The 19691-nt window shown below is 60.5% G+C and carries 16 protein-coding genes and 1 pseudogene; 10 read left to right on the top strand and 7 right to left on the bottom strand.

The features are described from left to right. Window positions 1-10 precede the first annotated feature (10 nt). Window positions 11-1557 (bottom strand): IS3 family transposase gene (locus CS390_RS16600; protein ID WP_256587615.1). Its coding sequence is split into 2 segments (ribosomal slippage): window positions 11-1071 and window positions 1071-1557, totalling 1548 coding nucleotides; the frame shifts between segments, so codons are not numbered across the junction. A gap of 73 nt (window positions 1558-1630) precedes the next feature. Between CS390_RS16600 and CS390_RS16595 the strand changes: the two are divergent. Together CS390_RS16595 and CS390_RS16590 are read left to right on the top strand one after the other, a co-directional pair. Then, window positions 1631-2581, top strand: a pseudogene (locus CS390_RS16595) (IS1182 family transposase); the annotation flags it as partial. A 612-nt stretch (window positions 2582-3193) separates the two neighbouring features. Then, window positions 3194-3898 (top strand): VacJ family lipoprotein, encoded by a 705-nt coding sequence (locus CS390_RS16590; RefSeq protein WP_099775388.1) that lies wholly within the window; start codon window positions 3194-3196, stop codon window positions 3896-3898. Between the two features lie 153 nt (window positions 3899-4051). Here the strand turns inward: CS390_RS16590 and CS390_RS16585 are convergent, their stop codons facing one another. Further along, window positions 4052-4351 carry a PilZ domain-containing protein gene (locus CS390_RS16585; protein ID WP_099775387.1) on the bottom strand — a complete coding sequence of 100 codons (300 nt, stop codon included), beginning with the start codon at window positions 4349-4351 and terminating at the stop codon, window positions 4052-4054. Between the two features lie 270 nt (window positions 4352-4621). Here CS390_RS16585 and rssB point away from each other — a divergent pair, with 270 nt between their 5' ends. Continuing rightward, window positions 4622-5806, top strand: coding sequence for a two-component system response regulator RssB (rssB, locus tag CS390_RS16580; RefSeq protein ID WP_065758483.1), 1185 nt, complete (start codon window positions 4622-4624; stop codon window positions 5804-5806). Beyond that, on the top strand, window positions 5803-6285 hold the full coding sequence (gene rssC, locus CS390_RS16575) for an anti-sigma factor antagonist RssC (RefSeq protein WP_065758484.1): 483 nt from the start codon (window positions 5803-5805) through the stop codon (window positions 6283-6285). Before rssB ends, rssC begins: the two co-directional genes overlap by 4 nt. A 45-nt stretch (window positions 6286-6330) precedes the next feature. Here the strand turns inward: rssC and CS390_RS16570 are convergent, their stop codons facing one another. The 3 genes from CS390_RS16570 to dusA form a co-directional block, all read right to left on the bottom strand. Continuing rightward, entirely contained in the window at window positions 6331-8250 is a 1920-nt protein-coding gene (locus CS390_RS16570; protein WP_099775386.1) for an alkaline phosphatase D family protein, read from the bottom strand. An 85-nt stretch (window positions 8251-8335) separates the two neighbouring features. Further along, window positions 8336-9262 carry a transaldolase gene (tal, locus tag CS390_RS16565; protein ID WP_099775385.1) on the bottom strand — a complete coding sequence of 309 codons (927 nt, stop codon included), beginning with the start codon at window positions 9260-9262 and terminating at the stop codon, window positions 8336-8338. 124 nt (window positions 9263-9386) lie between these two features. Further along, window positions 9387-10388, bottom strand: a complete 1002-nt coding sequence (gene dusA, locus CS390_RS16560) for a tRNA dihydrouridine(20/20a) synthase DusA (protein WP_099775384.1) — start codon at window positions 10386-10388, stop codon at window positions 9387-9389. Between the two features lie 630 nt (window positions 10389-11018). Here dusA and CS390_RS16555 point away from each other — a divergent pair. The 3 genes from CS390_RS16555 (at window position 11019) to hpaR (ending at window position 13301) form a co-directional block, all read left to right on the top strand. Next, the gene (locus CS390_RS16555; protein ID WP_099775383.1) at window positions 11019-11201 is read left to right on the top strand and encodes a hypothetical protein; all 183 of its coding nucleotides are present in this window, start codon (window positions 11019-11021) and stop codon (window positions 11199-11201) included. Window positions 11202-11514: 313 nt separating this feature from the next. Next, the gene (locus CS390_RS16550) at window positions 11515-12780 is read left to right on the top strand and encodes a serine hydrolase (protein ID WP_256587639.1); all 1266 of its coding nucleotides are present in this window, start codon (window positions 11515-11517) and stop codon (window positions 12778-12780) included. 98 nt (window positions 12781-12878) lie between these two features. Continuing rightward, window positions 12879-13301, top strand: a complete 423-nt coding sequence (gene hpaR, locus CS390_RS16545) for a homoprotocatechuate degradation operon regulator HpaR (protein WP_099775382.1) — start codon at window positions 12879-12881, stop codon at window positions 13299-13301. Window positions 13302-13345: 44 nt separating this feature from the next. On the opposite strand, the gene CS390_RS16540 is transcribed toward hpaR, so the two are convergent. Next, on the bottom strand, window positions 13346-14605 hold the full coding sequence (locus tag CS390_RS16540; RefSeq protein ID WP_065761739.1) for an OprD family porin: 1260 nt from the start codon (window positions 14603-14605) through the stop codon (window positions 13346-13348). A gap of 332 nt (window positions 14606-14937) precedes the next feature. On the opposite strand from CS390_RS16540, the gene CS390_RS16535 reads away from it, so the two are divergent. Genes CS390_RS16535 through CS390_RS16525 form a run of 3 tightly spaced genes read left to right on the top strand, consistent with a single transcriptional unit; the run spans window position 14938 to window position 17816 of the window. Next, window positions 14938-15957 (top strand): TRAP transporter substrate-binding protein, encoded by a 1020-nt coding sequence (locus CS390_RS16535; protein ID WP_083199905.1) that lies wholly within the window; start codon window positions 14938-14940, stop codon window positions 15955-15957. 6 nt (window positions 15958-15963) lie between these two features. After that, the gene (locus CS390_RS16530; protein WP_099775381.1) at window positions 15964-16497 is read left to right on the top strand and encodes a TRAP transporter small permease; all 534 of its coding nucleotides are present in this window, start codon (window positions 15964-15966) and stop codon (window positions 16495-16497) included. Then, window positions 16494-17816: a TRAP transporter large permease gene (locus tag CS390_RS16525; RefSeq protein WP_099775380.1), complete on the top strand. Its 1323-nt coding sequence runs from the start codon at window positions 16494-16496 to the stop codon at window positions 17814-17816. Before CS390_RS16530 ends, CS390_RS16525 begins: the two co-directional genes overlap by 4 nt. A gap of 958 nt (window positions 17817-18774) precedes the next feature. Here CS390_RS16525 and CS390_RS16520 read toward each other — a convergent pair. Beyond that, entirely contained in the window at window positions 18775-19560 is a 786-nt protein-coding gene (locus CS390_RS16520) for a sulfite exporter TauE/SafE family protein (protein ID WP_065760131.1), read from the bottom strand. Window positions 19561-19691: the final 131 nt, after the last annotated feature.

Genomic DNA, 19691 nt, shown 5'->3' with positions numbered 1-19691 from the left:
CGTGAGCGTGTCACGCTGCCTTTGATGTTTGCTGCAGTACCGCTTCCCGCTCCGGGTTCAGGCACACGATTGGTGCCAGCACCCAGTTCCTAATGTTGCCGCTCCAGCGCTCCGGGTGCCGTGCACGCGCCGCCTCGTACAGCTCGATACGCTTGCGCAGCAACTCTTCCGCCTGGCCAGTATGTCGCTGCGCCGGGGTCACAAACTTCAGGGCGCTGTGGCGATGTTCATGGTTGTACCAGGCCACGAAGCTGTTCACCCAGTTCCTGGCCTGCTCCAGCGTGTCGAAGGGCCGCTCCGGCCACAGCGGGCAGTACTTCGCCGTGCGGAACAAGGCCTCGGCATAGGCGTTGTCATTGCTCACCCGCGGGCGGCTGAACGAGGGCATCACACCCAGGTTCTGCATGGCCGCCAGCATGGTCGAGCCCTTCATAGCGCTGCCGTTGTCCGAGTGCAGTACCAGCGGCTGGCCTGCTCGCTGTTCACGTAGGCAGGCCAGGCGTAGCAGCTGGGCGGCCTGCTCGGCGCTTTCACTTTCATGCACCTCGTTGGCCACCAGCTTCCGGCTGTAGACGTCCTTGATCATGTACCAGTAGAAGTAACGGCCCTTGACCGTGGTCGGCAGCCAGGTGATGTCCCAGCACCACAGCTGGTTCGGGCCGTCGGCCACATGGGTCGTCAGCGCTCGTTTCACCGGTGGGCGGCTACGGCCGCGCGGATGCTGCTGTTCGGCGTCCTTCAGCAACCGGTAAAAGGTCGACTCCGAGGCCAGCCAGGTGCCCTGATCGGCCAGCCGCGCCACGATCTGCTGCGGCGGCAGGCTGGCAAACTCGGGCTGATTGGCAACCTCCAGCACGCGGCGGCGCTCTTGCGGGGTCAGCTTGTTGGCCGGCTCAGCTCGCTGTGCCGAAGGACGCCGATCCTCCGGGCAGTGCTGCCAGCGCTGCAGGCTGCGCAGCGACAGGCCCAGTTCGGCGCAGGCCTGCGCCCGCCGCGCTCCCGCCGCCACGGCGTCCTCGATCAACTGCAGCGTTTCACGGCGATCCGGGGCGCTGATCATTCGTCCTCGTCCTTCCCCCAGAGCGCCTCGGCTTTTTTTCGCAACACCAGCAGAGCCGCGGTTTCTGCCAGCGCCGCATCCTTGCGCCGTAGTTCACGCTCCAGCTGCTTGATGCGCTTCTTCGCGGCCTTTTCCTCTTCGCGTTCGCGCCGGGTCTTGCTCGGCTGAGCCAGGCTGTTGGCCTGCTCGCAGGCTTCGCGCCAGGCGTTGATCTGCTCGACATACAGGCCTTTGCGCCGGCAGTACTCCGCCAGCTCAGCCGCATTGAGGCTGGCGCTTTCCAGCACCACCCGAAACTTGTCCTGGCTCGACCACTGGTCGGCCTGCTGTCCATCTCCCGGCACCACTGCTCCCGCTGCTCTGGCCTGTTTGCGCCAAGCATACAGGGTGGCATCAGTAATGCCTGTCGCTTCCACCAGCTCCGGCACCGTCCGGTTCAAGGGCGGCATCATCTGCCGCACCACCCACTCCCGATGCTCTATCGAATAACGCGCCACACGGCTCTCACGTCCGCCCACCGACCAAGACTCATCGAATCAACTCACACGACAACTATCCTGACGCGGCGGGAAACTGAAGCGGCGTATGGAAGAAATCGAGGCGAGCATCAGCCGTTATTTGGCTGTGCTCGATGCGGCTGATCGACAGATTCCTAGCGCCTCCGCGCCAGACACTGCCAGCCTGGAAGATAAGATTGCCAAGCTAAAAGCGCATATGAAAGAGCTTCAAGGGATCGAAACTCAGCTCAACGATTCCCCTGATAAACAGGTTTCGCTGACCGACCCGGATGCCCGTTCGATGATGACGCGCGGCAGCGGTATCGTCGGCTACAACGTGCAGACGGCTGTCGATACGCAGCACCACCTGATCGTTGCTCACGAGGTCACCAACAGCGGTTCAGACCGCGACCAACTCAGTTCAATGGCGAAGCAGGCTCGTGAAGCCATCGGCGCAGAAACGCTGTCCGTGGTGGCTGACCGAGGCTACTTCAAGGGTGAAGAGATCCTTGCCTGTCACGACGCAAACATCACGGCCTACGTGCCTAAGCCAATGACTTCAAGCGCCAAGGCTGATGGCCGATTCAATAAAGATGCCTTCGTGTATGACCCGACGAAAAACGAATACACCTGCCCGGCGGGAGAGGCACTGATCTGGCGATTCTCCAGCGTTGAGAAAGGCATGAATATGCACTGTTACTGGAGTTCTAAGTGCCAGAGTTGTGCGCTGAAAACCCAGTGCACACCAAGCACAAATCGTCGAGTAAGGCGCTGGGAGCATGAAGCAGTGCTGGAGGAAATGCAGCGCCGGTTGAACCAAGCACCAGAGATGATGCGGGTTCGAAAACGGACTGTTGAGCATCCCTTCGGTACGCTCAAGCAATGGATGGGCGCAACGCACTTCCTGACCCGAAAGCTGAACGGGGTGAGTGCGGAGATGAGCTTGAATGTGCTCGCCTACAACTTGAAACGGGTGATGAAAATCATCGGCACCGAAGGCCTGTTGAAGGCGATGACGGCGTAAAAGCCCCAGCTTTTGCTGCTCCAAGAGGTGCCAAAGCGCTTCATAAACGCTCTGACGCGCTATTGGCGCTGATCGCGGCTATTTGCTTGGGAAACCGCCTCGCCCAGGAACACTGGGCTGAGGCACCCAAGATGCGAAAGTGTTTTTACACACTCTGGGCCAGGGCGTGTCGTGCATACTGCTGTGCGGCTTGAGCCAATCGGGCAAGGGGCGGCTCAAGTGTTCGGCCACAGCGAGCGGGATTTCATCGATCCAGCCGCAGGGCACGGCTTGCCTGCGCAGGCGTGCCAATGCCGGCAGTGCGCCGGGAGTCGCCTGTGGCGAATGCTCGAAACTATCGCTACGTGCGCCAAAGTCAACCAGGCAGCCGCGTAGTCCGAATAGCAGTGCGGTTAAAGCAGGTGATTGGGGCATGGCATCGTCCCTGAAATAACCTTGCAGGCTACGCACAGAGGGTGACAGCCAGATGACGATCAAACAATGTGGCAAATGTTTACATTTTGCTGATCCCGGCCATGTCGCGCTGACTAATCTGAGACATACCCTTTATACTGATCTCATTTTTGAGTTTGGGGCGCGGATAGCGCCTTGTGATTGTCGAGGAGTGAGTGTATGCGCAGGATTGGTACAGGCTTGATTGATCGGATGACCCGTGTCTGCGTCTGTGCCGGGCTGCTGCTGGGGCCCCTGGCGGCCCAGGCGGCAACCGAGGAAGACCCATGGGAGAGCATCAACCGGCCCATCTTCCGCTTCAACGATACGATCGACACCTATGCGCTCAAGCCTTTGGCGCAGGGTTACCAGGCCGTCACGCCACAGTTTCTGGAAGACGGTATCCACAACATGTTTCGCAACATCGGTGATGTTGGCAACCTGGCCAACGATGTCCTTCAGCTCAAGCCTCGTGCTGCCGGGGTCGATACTGCACGGCTGATCTTCAACACCACCTTTGGTCTTGTCGGCTTCTTCGATGTGGGCACCAAGATGGGGCTGGAGCGCAACGATGAAGACTTCGGCCAAACGCTGGGTTACTGGGGCGTAAGCAGCGGCCCATACGTCGTATTGCCATTCCTGGGCCCAAGCAACGTCCGTGATGCCATTTCCAAGTACCCGGACACTTACACCGAACCCTTCCGTTACATGGGCCATATCCCGACCCGTAACACCAGTATTGGCGTTGATGTAGTGGATACCCGTGCCAGCCTGTTGTCAGCCGAGAAGATGATTCGTGGCGACAAGTACACCTTCATCCGCAACGCCTACCTGCAAAACCGTGAGTTCAAGGTCAAGGATGGGCAGGTCGAAGACGACTTCTGATCCGCAGAAGCGCTAAAAGGCGTCCCGGCCGCCGTCGGCCGATACGCAGCGCGTGCATCGCTGGCAAGACCTGCTCCTGCACCGTGGGAGCACGCTTGCCTGCGATGGTATCGCTGCTGCTCAGCAAACGTGCACCTCTTTCCTGGGCGTGGCTTAGTGCATTTCGATGATGCGCAGGCCCAGTTTCTGCTGGCCTTCGGCCTGATCGGCAATCCACACGACTCGGGTACTGGCCTCCAGCCCTTTGAGGGCAGGGTGATCAGACTCGATACGAACCTCAAGCGCGTCACCGACCTTGAACGAGCGGGGGGCCTGTACCTGCAGGCCGCTGCTTGAAAGATCCAGACATACAGCGGCAATGACCTGGTCGGCGTGGATCAGGCTGACATCCTTGTCCACTTTCATTCGAATGAAATCGCGCTTTTCGCTGTAGTCTGCGTGGATTCGACTCATACCTGCATCCTTCCATTGAGTTGCGGTCAAAGCCGTTTTTATAACTCCCGGCTCTTTGCGCTGTAAAGAGCATCAGCGACCATCGGCGTGAGCTTGAAACACCCGGCAGATGGGAGTACCGTCTGCGCCTTACAGGGCACCTCTGATATTTGCTGGGCAGGTCATCTTGTCCTACAACTCATAGAAGAGAGGCTAGAAGTGAATCCAGTAAGTGCGCTCCGGCCCGACCGAGCCGCCTACCCCAACCTATTTCTGGCGCCGTTTGCCCACATGCAGAAAACCAGTGCAACGCTGCTGATAATCGACGATGACGACGTAGTACGTGCCAGTCTCGCCGCCTACCTCGAAGACAGCGGTTTCAATGTCCTGCAAGCGAGTAATGGCCAGCAGGGTCTTCAAGTCTTCGAGCAGAACCAGCCCGATCTCGTGATTTGTGACCTGCGCATGCCGCAGATGGGTGGCCTGGAGCTGATTCGCCAGGTGACTGAGCGCACACCTGATCTGCCGGTCATTGTGGTGTCTGGCGCCGGGGTCATGAATGACGCTGTCGAAGCGCTGCGGCTGGGTGCTGCCGATTACCTGATCAAGCCTCTGGAAGACCTTGCAGTACTTGAGCACTCGGTGCGTCGAGCACTGGACCGTGCGCAACTGGTACTGGAAAACCAGCGCTACCGGGAGAAACTTGAAGCGGCCAACCGCGAACTGGAAGCCAGCCTGCACCTGTTGCAGGAAGACCAGACAGCGGGCCGTCAGGTGCAGATGAACATGTTGCCGGAAAGCCCCTGGGTGGCGGGTGACTTTTCATTCGAGCACCAGATCATTCCGTCGCTCTACCTCTCGGGCGATTTTGCCGATTACTTCCGTGTCGACGAGCGTCGTATTGCCTTTTACCTGGCGGATGTTTCCGGCCATGGGGCGTCGTCCGCCTTCGTCACGGTGCTGCTCAAGTTCATGACCACGCGCCTGTTGTTCGAGTTCAAGCGCAGTGGCACCCTGCGTGATTTCAAACCCTCGGAAGTGCTCGGGCACATCAACCGAGGGTTGATCAACTGCAAGCTGGGCAAACATGTCACTATGGTAGGTGGCGTGATTGACGAAGACACCGGCCTTCTGACCTACAGTATTGGCGGGCACTTGCCGTTGCCGGTGTTGTATACCCCAGGCCAGAGCCGCTACCTCGAGGGTCGCGGGCTGCCGGTGGGGTTGTTCGAGGAAGCCACCTATCAGGATCAGGTCATGGAGTTGCCACCAGCATTCAGCCTTACGCTGCTATCTGATGGCATTCTGGACCTTTTGCCTGGCAGCACACTCAAAGATAAAGAAGCCGCCTTGCCGGAAATCGTCAAGGCAGCGGGCGGCAGCCTGGATGGGCTGCGGCAACGATTCGGATTGGCTACGCTTGGGGAGATGCCGGATGATATCGCCCTATTGGTGTTGAGCAGGAACCTTCAATGAGTACTGGTAGAATCCAGTTCGCCGAGCAGAATGGCACCTTCGTTCTGAAGTTCGTCGGTGAAGTACGCCTTACCCTGTGTTCGGCGTTGGATGCGACTATTGAAAAAATCTTCACCGCGCTGAATTTTTCGGCGATCGTGATTGATTTGACCGAAACCCAAAGCATCGACAGCACCACCCTGGGCCTGTTGGCCAAGCTGTCGATTCTCTCGCGGCAGAAGGTTGGGCTGCTGCCGACCGTGGTCACCACCCACGCCGACATCACCCGGCTGTTGCAGTCGATGGGTTTCGATCAGGTATTCAACATCGTCGACCGGCCGATCCCGTGCCCGGAATGCCTCACCGACCTGCCGTCTCAGGACCAGAGTGAGGACGTGGTGCGGGCCAAGGTACTTGAGGCGCACAAGATCCTCATGGGCCTGAACGATTCCAATCGCGAAGCCTTCCACGACCTGGTCAACGCCCTCGAGCGAACCTGATCGTGCCCAGGGGCGCGTTTCTGCGCTCCCTGGTAACTTCCCTGACTACTGGCGTTGCCCGCGAGGAAACTCTGTGGGCGGCGAGCCGTCTGCGTTGAGCTGGAAAACGCGCTCCGGCTGCCCCTGCGCGTTGAAAAACACCTGACCCAGGCCTGCGCTGTTCCACAGTCGCTCGCCAGCCTTGCTGTGTGTCGGGGTGCGCGGAATGACTTCCATGCGTCGACGCTTGGTCAGCCAGTTCAGTGGCGAACGGGGTGAATACAGCCAGCGGTTGAGGCGGTCGAAGGTCTCCAGCAGGCGCCGTGGAAACTGGTTCTTGATACCGCTGCTGGTGATCTGCCAGAGGTGTGGGCTGCGTTGGCGGTGACGAATCAGCACTTCGTAGACAAACGAGTAATGCACATCACCCGACAGGATCACGTAATGCCCGGGTGTGCGTGAGTGGCGGAAAATATTCAGGATCACCTGCGCTGCGCCCCGATGAGCCATCCAGTTTTCGGCATCCACCAGCAGCGGATAGCCTAGCCAACTGAATACCCGTTGTACGGTTTCAATCAGCTTGACGCCGAAGATCGGCGCCGGCGAGACGATAATCGCCGATGGGTGGTCCAGCAGGGCCTGTTGCAGTTCGCTGAGGGCTTCCCAGTCAAGCAAGCCTGAAGGGCGCCTGAGGTTGCTCTCGCTGCGCCAGCGGCGGGTGCGGGTGTCGAGTACCAGCAGCGCTGGGGTGCTGGGCAGCGCATAGTGCCAGTTCTGGAAGCGCAGCAACTCACCGATCAGCGCATCCTGTTGCGGGCTGTTCAGGTAGCGGTCGTTCATGGCGCCGTCGGCCAGGCCCTGCCAGCTTGCCAGTAACCGCGTGAATGCGTCCGGATTGTTGCCCCAGCCCTGGCAAAGCAGGTAACCGATCAGCGCATTGCCGATGATGCGTCGCGAGAAAGGGTGGCCATAGGCACTTTCCTCCCACTGCGCCGACAGGTTCCAATCGTCGGTAATGTCGTGGTCGTCAAAGATCATCAGGCTCGGCAGGTGTGCCAGCACGCGGGCAACCTGGCCAAGGCCTGCGACGAACCTGCGAATCACGGCTTGCTCATCGTCGTAACGTTGCTGGCGCTCGGGTGTCAGTGCTGGTGGCTGCGGATCGATCAGCGTCCAGCAGACCGGCGACCACACCAGCAGGTACATGGCCATGACTTCGGCGAAGGTGACCAAGTGATTGTCGGCATTGCTGCTGGTGAAAATAGGTTTGCTGGCCCCGCCGAAAAACCGCTCGCGCAGGGTTTCGTTGCTCTTGATTTCCGGCAGCAGGTCAGCGCGGTGGTAGTAACTGGCGGGGTGCTCGTACAACGCGGTGCTGTCCTCGACCACCGCGCCCTCCAATCGCTCCTCGAACAGCGCCAGGCGAGCAATCAAGGCATGGATAGCACGCAGCATGGGCCCAGCGACATCGTCGGCGTAGATCTGGTCGCCGCTCATCATCAGCAGTGCCGGGCGTGCCCTCGCAGTGTGCTCGGTCGCCAGCAGCCGGTCGGCGCAGAGCAGGCCGTCTGCCGCGTCGAAGTGCGGTTTGCGGCAAGAGCCATGCAGCACGTTGTCCAGTTGTGCACGCAAGACGAAGTCAGGTCGTTGCTTGCCGTCATACAGCAGGTGCGGTGCCCAGTCAGCGATATGCTGTGGCTCGCTGGCGCCGTGAATGATCAGGTCATAGCCGATCGCTTCATCGACGGGCAAGGGGGTGTCCAGCTTCACGTCGATCAAGTGCACAAAGGCATGGCGGCCAATCGGCACAATGCGGCAACGCTCGCCTTCCAGGGGCAGTTCAACAGGGGCTGTGCCCGTGCAGTACAACAACAGGTCAGGCTGTAGCGGCTGTGAAGCGACCAGCCACATCACCAGCCGCGAAGGTTCCAGGCGGCGTAACAACGGGCCAGCCAGCACCAGCGGCAAGGTAGGGTTTTCGGGCATCGGCAACTCAGGTCAACTCAGGCGGGGAGGGGCGTGCGCGGGGAGGGCGTCGAAGCAGGCGAACCCGCTTCGGCAGCGCATTGCCTCAGGCTTTTGCGGCCAGCAAGGCTTCAAGCTTTTCCTGGTCGCGGGCGAACTGGCGAATGCCTTCGGCCAGTTTTTCGGTGCCCATCGCGTCTTCGTTCATGGCCCAGCGGTACTGGCTCTCGCTCAGGTGCTGGCGCGGCTCGCCAGCATGCCCTGGGCTGAGTTTACGCACCAGTTCGCCTTGGTCGTCGGTCAGTTGCTGCAGCAACTCGGGGCTGATGGTCAGGCGGTCGCAGCCGGCCAACTGTTCGATCTGGCCGATATTGCGGAAACTCGCGCCCATGACCACGGTGTCGTAGCCATTGGCCTTGTAGTAGTTGTAAATGCGCGTGACCGACTGCACGCCCGGGTCTTCGGCACCGACATACTCCTTGCCGGTGGACTTCTTGTACCAGTCATAGATCCGGCCCACGAATGGCGAGATCAGGAACACCCCGGCATCGGCGCAGGCCACGGCCTGTGCGAAAGAGAACAGCAGGGTCAGGTTGGTCTGGATACCTTCGCGTTCGAGCTTTTCGGCAGCGCGAATACCTTCCCAGGTCGAAGCCAGCTTGATCAGTATGCGGTCACGGCCAACGCCGGCCTTGTCGTACAGCTCGATCAGTTGGCGCGCCTTGCTCAGCAGGGCCGGCTCATCGAACGACAGGCGTGCATCCACTTCGGTGGAAATACGCCCTGGAATGACTTTCAGGATACCGCTGCCGACGGCCACCGCGAAGGCATCGCAGGCCAGCCCCAGGTCGCCTTTGCTGTTACGCACGGCCTGGTCGAGCAGCTCGGCGTAACCGGGCATCGCCGCAGCCTTGAGCAGCAGCGACGGGTTGGTGGTGGCATCGACGGGCTTGAGGCGGCTGATTGCATCAATATCGCCGGTATCGGCAACCACGGTGGTGAACTGCTTGAGTTGGTCCAGCTTGGAAGTCATGAGCGTGCTCTGTCCTGTGCGATTCCTACGACATTACCCGAGCCCTGCCAGCCGCTCAAGGGCCGTGCTGGCAGGCAGGAGGTCGATAACCCTTCGAGTCGTAAAACGTTTACAGGTTCCCGGCTTAGCGCCCTTGCAAAAGCTGGCTGGCCTGATCGAGCAGGCCTAGAGGATCCTGGGTCTTGTGGATGTCCACCGACAGCAACTGGCGGAACTTGCGCGCCCCCGGGAAACCTTGGCCGAGGCCGAGAACATGCCGGGTGATATGGTGCATCGCACCACCTGCCGCCAGGTGCGCCGCGATGTACGGACGCAGCTTGGCCAGCGCGTCACTGCGCGAAATCACCGCAGCCGTGCTGCCGAACAACTGTTGATCGACTTCGGCCAACAGGTAAGGGTTGTGATATGCCTCGCGGCCCAGCATCACCCCGTCGAACGTCTGCAGGTGCACCTTGCACTCATCAAGCGTCTTGATCCCGCCGTTGAGGATCAGCTCCAGGTCGGGGAAGTCCTGCTTCAACTGCGCCGCCACGTCATAGCGCAGTGGCGGGATCTCACGGTTCTCCTTCGGCGACAGGCCTTCGAGAATCGCGATACGGGCATGCACCGTGAAACTGCGGCAGCCGGCCTCACGCACCTGGCCGACGAAATCGCACAGCTCGGCATAACTGTCGCGGCCATTGATCCCAATACGGTGCTTGACCGTCACCGGAATATCCACGGCATCGATCATCGCCTTCACGCAATCGGCAACCAGTGCCGGATGCCCCATCAGGCAGGCGCCGATCATGTTGTTCTGCACACGGTCGCTCGGGCAGCCGACGTTCAGGTTCACCTCGTTATAGCCCGCGCCCTGCGCCAGGCGCGCACAGGCCGCCAGGTCCGCCGGAACACTGCCGCCCAACTGCAACGCCAACGGGTACTCAGCCTCGTCATGACGCAGAAAACGCTCCGCATCACCGTGCAGCAACGCGCCGGTGGTGACCATCTCGGTGTAGAGCAGGGCGTTTTGCGACAGCAGCCGCAGGAAGAAACGGCAGTGGCGGTCAGTCCAGTCCATCATGGGCGCAACAGAAAAGCGCCGAGAAGGCTCTGGTGTAATGGTTTTGGCGGTGTTCGAGGGCATTGGGAGTGTCTGTAGAGGTACGATTGGGGCGATTGCGGCTGTCGTGGAGTTTATCAGGAAAAGGGTGGTTCCGGCTGCGCAAGGACAGTCTGAGCAGGAAGCTCTGAGCTACTGGGCAATGCGGCCTGACGAGTTTGGTAAAGCGCAGAAATGCGAGAAGGCGATGTGTTTTGGGTGCTCTTTGTCACGCTGCACCATCCCTTGTGCAGCATGTGCGGTCATGGCGAGGTGTGCAGAACCCGTGCTGTAAACCGGGTTGCAGCCTGCGGTCAGGCTCGGTATGGTTCGCCCGTCGCTGACTCGTCAGCGAAAGTCACGGTCAATCCCGTGGCCGGGCGTAGGAACCCGATAAGCAAAAGGTGCAACAGCCCACATACCTGGCTGCAGGTGTTTTCGCCTGCAGCGCAGTGCTATGGCGGCTGTGTGCGGGCAGGCTTCGGCCTGGCCGGGTTCCTTTTGCCCCGGTATTCCTACCCCGTGCACAGCTGCCACCCAATCCCGTAGGAAGGATCGTGGCAGCTCCTCTATAGCAGAAGGAGCCTTACCTGTGTCCACTCCAAATTCATCCAAAACCCATCCCTACACCCTCATGCCCAACGCGTGCCCGCCAGCCAGGCAAGGCGGTGCCCAATGACGCCTGACGAGCGGCAGAGGTTCGTTATTAGTACCGGCCCAGGTGCGTTGTTTCATGGCACTGGCGATGCGGCGAAGCAGGGCAAGTTGTTCGCTGTTGTGCCCGGTGTCGCCATGCCTGATGCGCTGGAGAGTGTGTCTGAATTGCTCGGTACGATGCAGGCGCTGCGAACGCACTGACACTCCACCGACGCCATCGCAGGCAAGCCTGCTCCAACAGGGTTCGCGCCAGTTCTGTAGGAGCCGGGCTTGCCCGCGATGCAGGCGCCGCGCACTCACAGGCACCCCGCCGACGCCATCGCAGCATCTGCATACCTAATCCAAACGGCCGTGTTTTGATCGCGGTACGGCGCCATATCATGGCACGCTAAAGCGAGCGGCTTTAGGCGGTTATCGGTATGGTGGCGATAAGCCAAAAGGGAGTTGAGCTATGAAGCTTGGTCGGATGCAACGCGCTGTTCGTGTTCCCCTCGTGTGTGCAGTGCTGGCATTGATGATGCCGAGTGCTGCATTCAGTAGCCCACCCACCCCTAATGCGCTGGAGAGTGACCCAGCCAAAATGGGCTGGATGGTCGGGTCGCCACCCCCGCCCGAGCGTATTATTCGCTTCGAAGATGGCAGTTACTTCCAGTATCCGCAGTGGCGTTGGAGTGTCGCGCACTTCAGGGAGTTGATGCCGACGATTAATGTGTCGCGTGGCATTGGTGCACCCAACACGCTCGAGCGTGAGCTGCAGGCGGGTATTGATGAGGTAAGTTTTGTCCCGATGGGCAGCGACCGCCCGATGACCTGGCGCGATTCGTTGTTGGCGAACTACACCGATGGCATCGTCGTGCTGCACAAAGGGCGCGTTGTGTACGAGCGCTATTTCGGCGTATTGAAGCCCGAAGGGCAGCATGCAGGGATGTCAGTGACCAAGACGTTCATCGGCACGCTGGCGGCGATGATGGTGGCCGAGGGCTCGCTTGATCCTGAGCGCAAGGTGGTTGAGTACGTGCCAGAGCTGGGCAAGTCGGCGTTTGGCAGTGCGACCGTGCGCCAGTTGATGGACATGACCGCGGGCATACGCTTCAGCGAGAACTACGCCGACCCCAAGGCTGAAGTATGGGCGCATGCTGCCGCCGGTAGCCCTCTGCCTAAGCCGAAAGACTACACCGGCCCGCGTTCGTACTACGAGTTCCTGCAAACCGTGCAGCCAGAAGGTGTTCACGGTGAGGCGTTCCATTACCGCACGGCCAATACCGATGCCTTGGGCTGGGTGTTGGCGCGGGTGAGTGGTAAAAACGTCGCGCAGCTGCTTTCCGAGCGTATCTGGAGCAAGCTTGGGGCGGAGCAGGATGCCTACATGACGGTCGACTCGACGGGTACGCCGTTTGCGGGTGGTGGTTTCAATGCGGGGCTGCGTGATTTGGCCCGGTTCGGTGAAATGATCCGCAACGAAGGGCGGTACAACGGGCAGCAGGTCGTGCCTAAGGCTGCCGTGGATGACATTCGCCGCGGTGCCAGCAAGGAGGCCTTTGCCAAGGCCGGCTACGCCACATTGGCCGGCTGGAGCTACCACGACATGTGGTGGAACACCCATAACGAGCATGGTGCATTCATGGCGCGAGGTGTCTATGGCCAGGCACTCTATGTTGATCCAAAGGCCGAGGTGGTGATCGCACGGTTCGCCAGCCATCCCGTCGCCGCCAACGCGGCCAACGATGCGACGTCGTTGCCGGCCTACCATGCCGTGGCCAAGTACCTGATGAGCCGGTAGGGTCAGGCCGCTATTCAATTGACGCTGCACCCTCTGTTGGGCAGTCTGGTGTCAGCGCCGTTGAATAACTCATAACACGTCGGAGCCCATTACCCCTCATGCCCGTTACCAGCCCCTCTCTCACGCTCGCCCTGCTACAGGCCCGCGAAGCAGCCATGGCGTTCTTTCGGCCATTGCTCAACCAGCACGGTTTCACCGAGCAGCAATGGCGGGTCATCCGCATTCTGCGTCAGCAGGGCGAGATGGAAAATTATCAGTTGGCGGAGCTGGCCTGCATTCTCAAACCGAGCATGACCGGCGTGCTGGGGCGTCTGGAGCGCGACGGTATCGTCAGCCGGCGCAAGCTTGCCCATGATCAGCGGCGGGTCATGATCAATCTGACGGCAAAGGGGCAGCAGTGCTTCGTGTCCATGATTGACGAGGTGGAGGCGAACTATCGGCGTATTCAGCAACAGATGGGCGAGGAGAAGCTGCAGCAACTGCTTGGCTTGCTGGAAGAGCTCAAGCAGATCAAGCCCTGAGTGTGTCGCACCTGCCCAGGGTTGCGGGCAGGCGCGCGTCAGGCTTAGAACAGTGCCAGGGTGTAGCCGAGGATGATGCGGTTTTCGTCGATTGCGGTTTTCAGGCCGTCACCGGAGCGGAAGGTCGCGTTGCGCAGGCGTATGTTCAGGCCTTTCAGTGAGCCGTCCTGGAAGGTGTAGACCAGGTCGGTATCGCGTTCCCACTCTGTGCCGCCCTGCACGGCGGCAGTCTCGACGTTCTTGGCGTTGACGTAGCGGGTCATGAAAGCCAGCCCGGGAATGCCCAGGCCCGCGAAGTCATAGTCGTAACGGGCTTGCCAGGCGTCGGTCTCGGCTTTGGTGAAGGCGTTGTAGGTCACCAGGTTGACCGAGTACGGGTCTACGCCTGGGAACGCGAAGTCGCCATCTCCCGACAGGTTCTGGTAGCCCAAACCGAATTTATGCGCACCCACCGCCAGGGTAGTCATGCCGTTGAAGAAGCGGTTGTCGATGTGCCCGCCATTGACCCGTGCCGCACTGCGAAAGCGTTTCTCGCCGTCTTCGCCGGTGCTGAAGTAGCGCAGGTCGGTTTTCAGGCTGACGCCTTCGCCCAGTTTCCAGGTGTGTACCAGGCCGGCGAAGTGCTGCTGGTAGATGTCTTCCATCTTGGCGAAGTAGTAGCTCGCCGTCAGGTTCGGGGTGAGGTTGTAGCTACCGCCGGCCAGGTCGAGGTGATCGCTTTCCACGCCGCCGTAGTTCATCTCATCGTTGCTGGATGAGTCGCGCAGGTTGATCTTGTCCAGGCGCCCGGCGTTGAGGGTCAGGCCGTCGATTTCCTGCGAGGTCAGCAGGCCGCCGGAGTAGGTGGAGGAGAGCAGGCGCGTGTCGTTATACGAGACTACGGGCAGAAGGGGCTGCAAGGTCCCCACCTTGAGCACGCTTTTCGATACCCGCAGTTTTGCGGTCATGCCCAGTTCGCTGTAGTTGTCTTCCGGCTCCAGGCTTTGCCGGCCATAGGGCAGCAGGCCGGTGTTGCGGCGGTCACGGCTGGAGTCGAGTTTGATCCCGACCTGGGCGAGTGCATCCACCCCAAAACCCACCGTGCCTTCGGTGAAGCCTGACTCGAAGCGGCCGGTCAAGCCTTGTGCCCACTCTTCGGCTTTGGCCTGAGGGGCATTGTCCTGGCGGAAGTCGCGGTTCATGTACATGTTGCGCGCTTCGATGCGTGCGGTGCTGTCACCGATGAAATCGGCCAGTGCGACGCCGCTGAAACTGCTGGCGATGGCACAGGAGAGCAGGGGCAGTGAGCCCAATTTCCTTATCATTATTGTTATCTCTAGGCATTTTTGTTTTTGGAGTGAAGGCCCCTTTGCGCGGTAGGGGCTTGCAGCTGAAAGTTAGCTACTTGTTAAGCTGTTAACAACATTTTTTTAGATTTTTAGCCGAAGGAGCTTCATTTGAAAAACAGAGTAATCATGCTAATTAACTGATTTTTAAGAGTTATTAAATTTTTTGTCGGGATTTTTGGTAGCTTCAGCTCATTTTCAGGCATGACGAGCCGGTTGATAAAATTAACCTGTTAACGTATCAATGCCTCCCATGCCGGCACGAACCACGGCTGCGCACACGACTACAAAAACAAAACGGAGCTACCACAATGAAGAAAATCAAAGCTGCCGCCCTGTGCATTGCGATGACAGGTGCCCTGTCTGCTCATGCCGAGACCTACACCCTCAAGGTCGCGCATTTCCTGCCGTCCACCTCCAACGCTCAGGTCAACATCATTCAGCCGTGGTGCGATCAGCTGCGCCAGGAATCCCAGGACCGCCTGCAATGCCAGCTCTATCCGTCGATGCAGTTGGGCGGCACGCCGGCCAAGCTCGCGGATATGGCCCGTAACGGGGTCGCCGATATCGTCTGGACCGGCCCGTCGTACTCCGCCGGCAAGTTCCCGCGGGTCGAGGCGCTGGAACTGCCGTTCGTGCTGCCTTATGGCGGCAAGGTTGGGAACCAGATCATCTGGGATTACTACGAGCAGTACGCCAAGGACGACTTCAAGGACTACAAGGTGCTGGTGATCCACGGTGACGGCGGCATGAGCCTGCACACGCGCGGCAAGGCGGTGCAGAACCTGGCGGATCTGACAGGCCTGAAGCTGCGTGCCTCCAGCCGTACCGCTGCCAAGACCATCGAAAGCCTGGGTGCCACTCCAGTCAGCATGCCGCCCGCGCAGATGACTGAGGCCATTTCCAAAGGTGTGGTGGATGGCGCCCTGGCGTCCTGGGAAGTGGTGCCGGCGACCAAGCTCAACGAAGTGACCCAGTACCACAGCGCCACGCCGGCCGGGCAGCCGGCCTTCGGTTACACCGTACTGGCCATGCTGATGAGCCAGCGCAAGTTCGACAGCCTGCCTAAAGACTTGCAGGCGATCATCGAGCGCAACAGCGGCAAGGCGTTGTCCGAACGCTTTGCCAACTCCTGGGACAACGCCATGGACCGCGCTCACGACGCCACCCCGGCCGAAGGTCTGGTCGAAATCAATGGTGCGGCCTACGCCGACATGCAGGCGGCGGCTGCGCCAGCGGTCGATCAATGGGTCAAGGAAGTGGCCGGCAAGGGGCTCGACGGCCAGGCGCTGGTGGACGGCGTGCGTAAGCTCTCCCGCGCAGCGCAGTAACCGCCCATGAACGAATCCTTGGACTTCAACGTCGCCTCGGACGTAACACAGGGGAGTGGCCGAAGGGCCTTGATGCAGCTGGCCCAGGGCTTTGCCCTGGCCGGCGGGCTGACGTTCATGGCATTGATCGGCATGTCGCTGGTTTCCATTGTCGGGCGCAAGCTGTTTTCGGCGCCGATCCGGGGGGACATGGAGTTGATGGAGGTGGGCGCCTCCTTTGCCATCGCTGCGTTCCTGCCGTTGTGCGAGCTGCGCGGTCAGCACATCAAGGTCGACGCGCTGACCCAGTGGTTGCCAGTACGGGTGCGTGACCTGCTGGATGTCTTGGCGCACCTGCTGTGCTGCGCCGTGGCGTGGATTATGGCCTGGCGCACCACACAGCAGATGTTCGACAACCATGAAAACGGCGATGTCACCACATTGCTGTCGTTCCCGCTGTGGATTCCGTTAATGCTGATCGTGCCTAGCTTGGTGCTATTGGGTGTGTGCGCGCTGGCGCGTATTGCCGACATTTTCCACCGTATGGGAGGTCGCGCATGAGCGGTCTGAGCCTGGGTCTGATTGCGCTGTCCATTACCATGGTGCTGTTGTTACTGCGTGTGCACATCGGCATCACCATGCTGATCGGTGGCGCGGCCTGTTTCTGGGCGGTGAACAACGGCGATCTGTCGAGCCTGTTGTTCACCCTCAATGATCTGGCCTATTCGCGCCTGTCCAACTACGACCTGGCAGTCATCCCGCTGTTTGTGATGATGGGCCAGTTCGCCACCCACGGTGGCCTGTCACGTTCGATCTTTCGCTGTGCGTCGGCGTTCATCGGCCACTGGAAGGGCGGCATGGGCATGTCGGCGGTTGGTGCTTGCGCAGGTTTCGGGGCGATTTGCGGGTCGTCCCTGGCCACGGCAGCGACCATGAGCCATGTGGCATTGCCCGAGTTGCGCCGGCACAACTATTCCGGTCGTCTGGCGACCGCGACCGTTGCTGCCGGTGGCACCCTGGGTATCCTGATTCCGCCGTCGGTGCCGTTGATCATCTATGCCGTGCTGACCCAGGAATCGATTGCCAAGCTGTTTGTGGCGGCGATCGTGCCGGGGGTTGTTGCCATCATCGGTTACATGATCGTGTTGCGGATCATGGTCTCCCGTGACGAAAGCCAGGCCACGGTGTCGCCGAAGGCAACGCGGGTGGAGCGGCTCAAGGCACTGGTTCAGGTGTCGCCAGTGATTGGCGTTTTCCTGGTGGTGATCGTCGGCATCTATGGTGGTTGGGCCAACCCCACCGAAGCGGCTTCGATCGGTGCGGCGGCCTGCGGCATCCTTGCGGTTCAGCAAGGCGGCATGCGCTGGGACGGTATTCGGGCGAGCCTGTTGGGTACGGCAGAAACCTCGGCGATGATTTTTCTCGTGCTGCTGGGCGCAGACCTGCTCAACTCCGGCCTGGCCCTGACCCAGATGCCCACGGAGTTGGCCGCGTGGGTGATCAACAGTGGTCTTGCACCGATGCTGGTGCTGGTCGTCATCCTTGGCCTGTACCTGCTGCTGGGCTGTGTGATGGATTCGTTGGCGATGATTCTGCTGACCATCCCGATCTTCTATCCGATGATCATGGGCCTGGATTTTTATGGCCTGGACGCCTCGGAAAAATCGATCTGGTTTGGCATTCTGGCCTTGATGGTGGTGGAGATCGGGCTGATTCACCCTCCGCTGGGCATGAACCTGTTCATCGTCCAGCGCACGGCGCGCGACGTGCCCTACAGTGAAACCGCGATAGGTATCGTCCCGTTCCTGTGTTCGGACCTGCTACGCATTGTGTTGCTGGTCGCGTTCCCCGCTCTCAGCTTGTGGTTGTTGAGTTTCTAACGGCTACCTGTTGGCGCAGGCTTGCCTGCGATGGCGTCGGCGGGGTGTCAGTGAGTGCGCGGTGTTTGCATCGCGGGCAAGCCCGGCTCCTACAGTTTTGCGCGGTCTTTGTTGGAGCTGGCTTGCCTGCGATGGCTTCGGTGGGGTGTCAGTGGGTTTGCGGTGTCTGCATCGCGGGCAAGCCCGGCTCCTACAGCTTTGCGCAGGGTCTGTTGGAGCTGGCTTGCCTGCGATGGCGTCGGTGGGGTGCCAGTGAGTGCGCGGTGTTTGCATCGCGGGCAAGCCCGGCTCCTACAGTTTTGCGCGGGGTCTGTTGGAGCTGGCTTGCCTGCGATGGCGTCGGTGGGGTGCCAGTGAGTGCGCGGTGTTTGCATCGCGGGCAAGCCCGGCTCCTACAGCTTTGCGCGGGGTCTGTTGGAGCTGGCTTGCCTGCGATGGCGTCGGCGGGGTGCCCGTGAGTGCGCGGTGGCTGCATCGCGGGCAAGACCCGCTCCTACAGTTTTGCGCGGTCTTTGTTGGAGCAGGCTTGTCTGCGATGGTGTCGGTGGGGTGTCAGTGGGTTCGCGGCGTATGTATCGCGGGCAAGCCCGGCTCCTACAGCTTTGCGCGGGGTCTGTTGGAGCTGGCTTGCCTGCGATGGCTTCGGCAGGGTGTCAGTGGGTTCGCGGTGGCTGCATCGCGGGCAAGCCCGGTTCCTACAGCTTTGCGCGGGGTCTGTTGGAGCTGGCTTGCCTGCGATGGCGTCGGTGGGGTGTCAGCGAGTAAGCGGTGTTTGCATCGCGGGCAAGCCCGGCTCCTACAGGCTGCGCGGGTTCTGTTGGAGCTGGCTTGCCTGCGATGGCTTCGGCAGGGTGTCAGTGGGTTCGCGGTGGCTGCATCGCGGGCAAGCCCCGCTCCTACAGCGTGCGCGGGCTTTGCTGGAGCTGGCTTGCCTGCGATGGCGGCGCCGGTATCGTGATCAGAAGGCCAGTTTGTAGCCAATCAGTAGCAGCATGCAGGCCAGGCAAGGGCGCAGTACGTTGTCGGAGATACGGCCGGTCAGGTGGCTGCCGATGTAGATCCCAGGCAGCGAGCCAAGCAGCAGGTAGCCCAGCAGGGTCCAGTCCATGTTGCCCATGCTGGCGTGGCCGAGGCCGGCGACCAGGGTCAGGGGCACGGCGTGAGCGATTTCGGTACCGACCAGACGACGGGTAGCCAGGTACGGGTACAGCAGGAACAGTGCTACGGTGCCCAAGGCGCCAGCGCCGATGGACGTCAGGGAAACCATGATGCCAAGCACGATGCCGGTGATCACGGTCAGGATGTTCAGGGTCTTGTCGCTGAGGTGGTAGTGGTCGCCGGCGTGTTTGCTGGCGAAGGCCTGCAGGCGGCTTTTGAACAGAATCGCCAGTGCCGTCAGTACCAGTACCACGGCCAGGCCCTGCTTGATCACCGCGTTCAAGGCCTGGGTGTCAGTGTGCAGGGTGGTGAGGAACCAGAGTGTCAGCGCTGCGGCTGGAACACTGCCGAGCGCGAGCCAGCCGGTGATTTTCCAGTCGATGTTCTTGTTCTTGCCATGAACCCAGACGCCACTGCCCTTGGTGATGGCAGCGTAGAGCAGGTCGGTGCCTACCGCCGTAGCCGGGTTGATGCCGAACCAGAGCAGGATCGGAGTCATCAGCGATCCGCCACCAACGCCGGTCATGCCGACGATGAATCCGACAACCAAGCCTGCAACGGAAAAACCTAAGTAACCTGCATCCATAATCTATCTAAGCACCAGACGAGCTGTGAGCGGGGCTCGAGAAGCATAACGGCTTTTTTTATAGCCAAATATAATTATGTGCTATTAGGTTATAACCAGATGTTGGATGGGGCATTGGAATCAATGCCCCT

It is taken from the genome of Pseudomonas sp. HLS-6, from assembly GCF_002753995.1.
Lineage (GTDB): Bacteria > Pseudomonadota > Gammaproteobacteria > Pseudomonadales > Pseudomonadaceae > Aquipseudomonas > Aquipseudomonas defluvii.
Note: the sequence above shows the minus strand (reverse complement) of the source record. Positions and strands in the feature narration are given on the sequence as shown.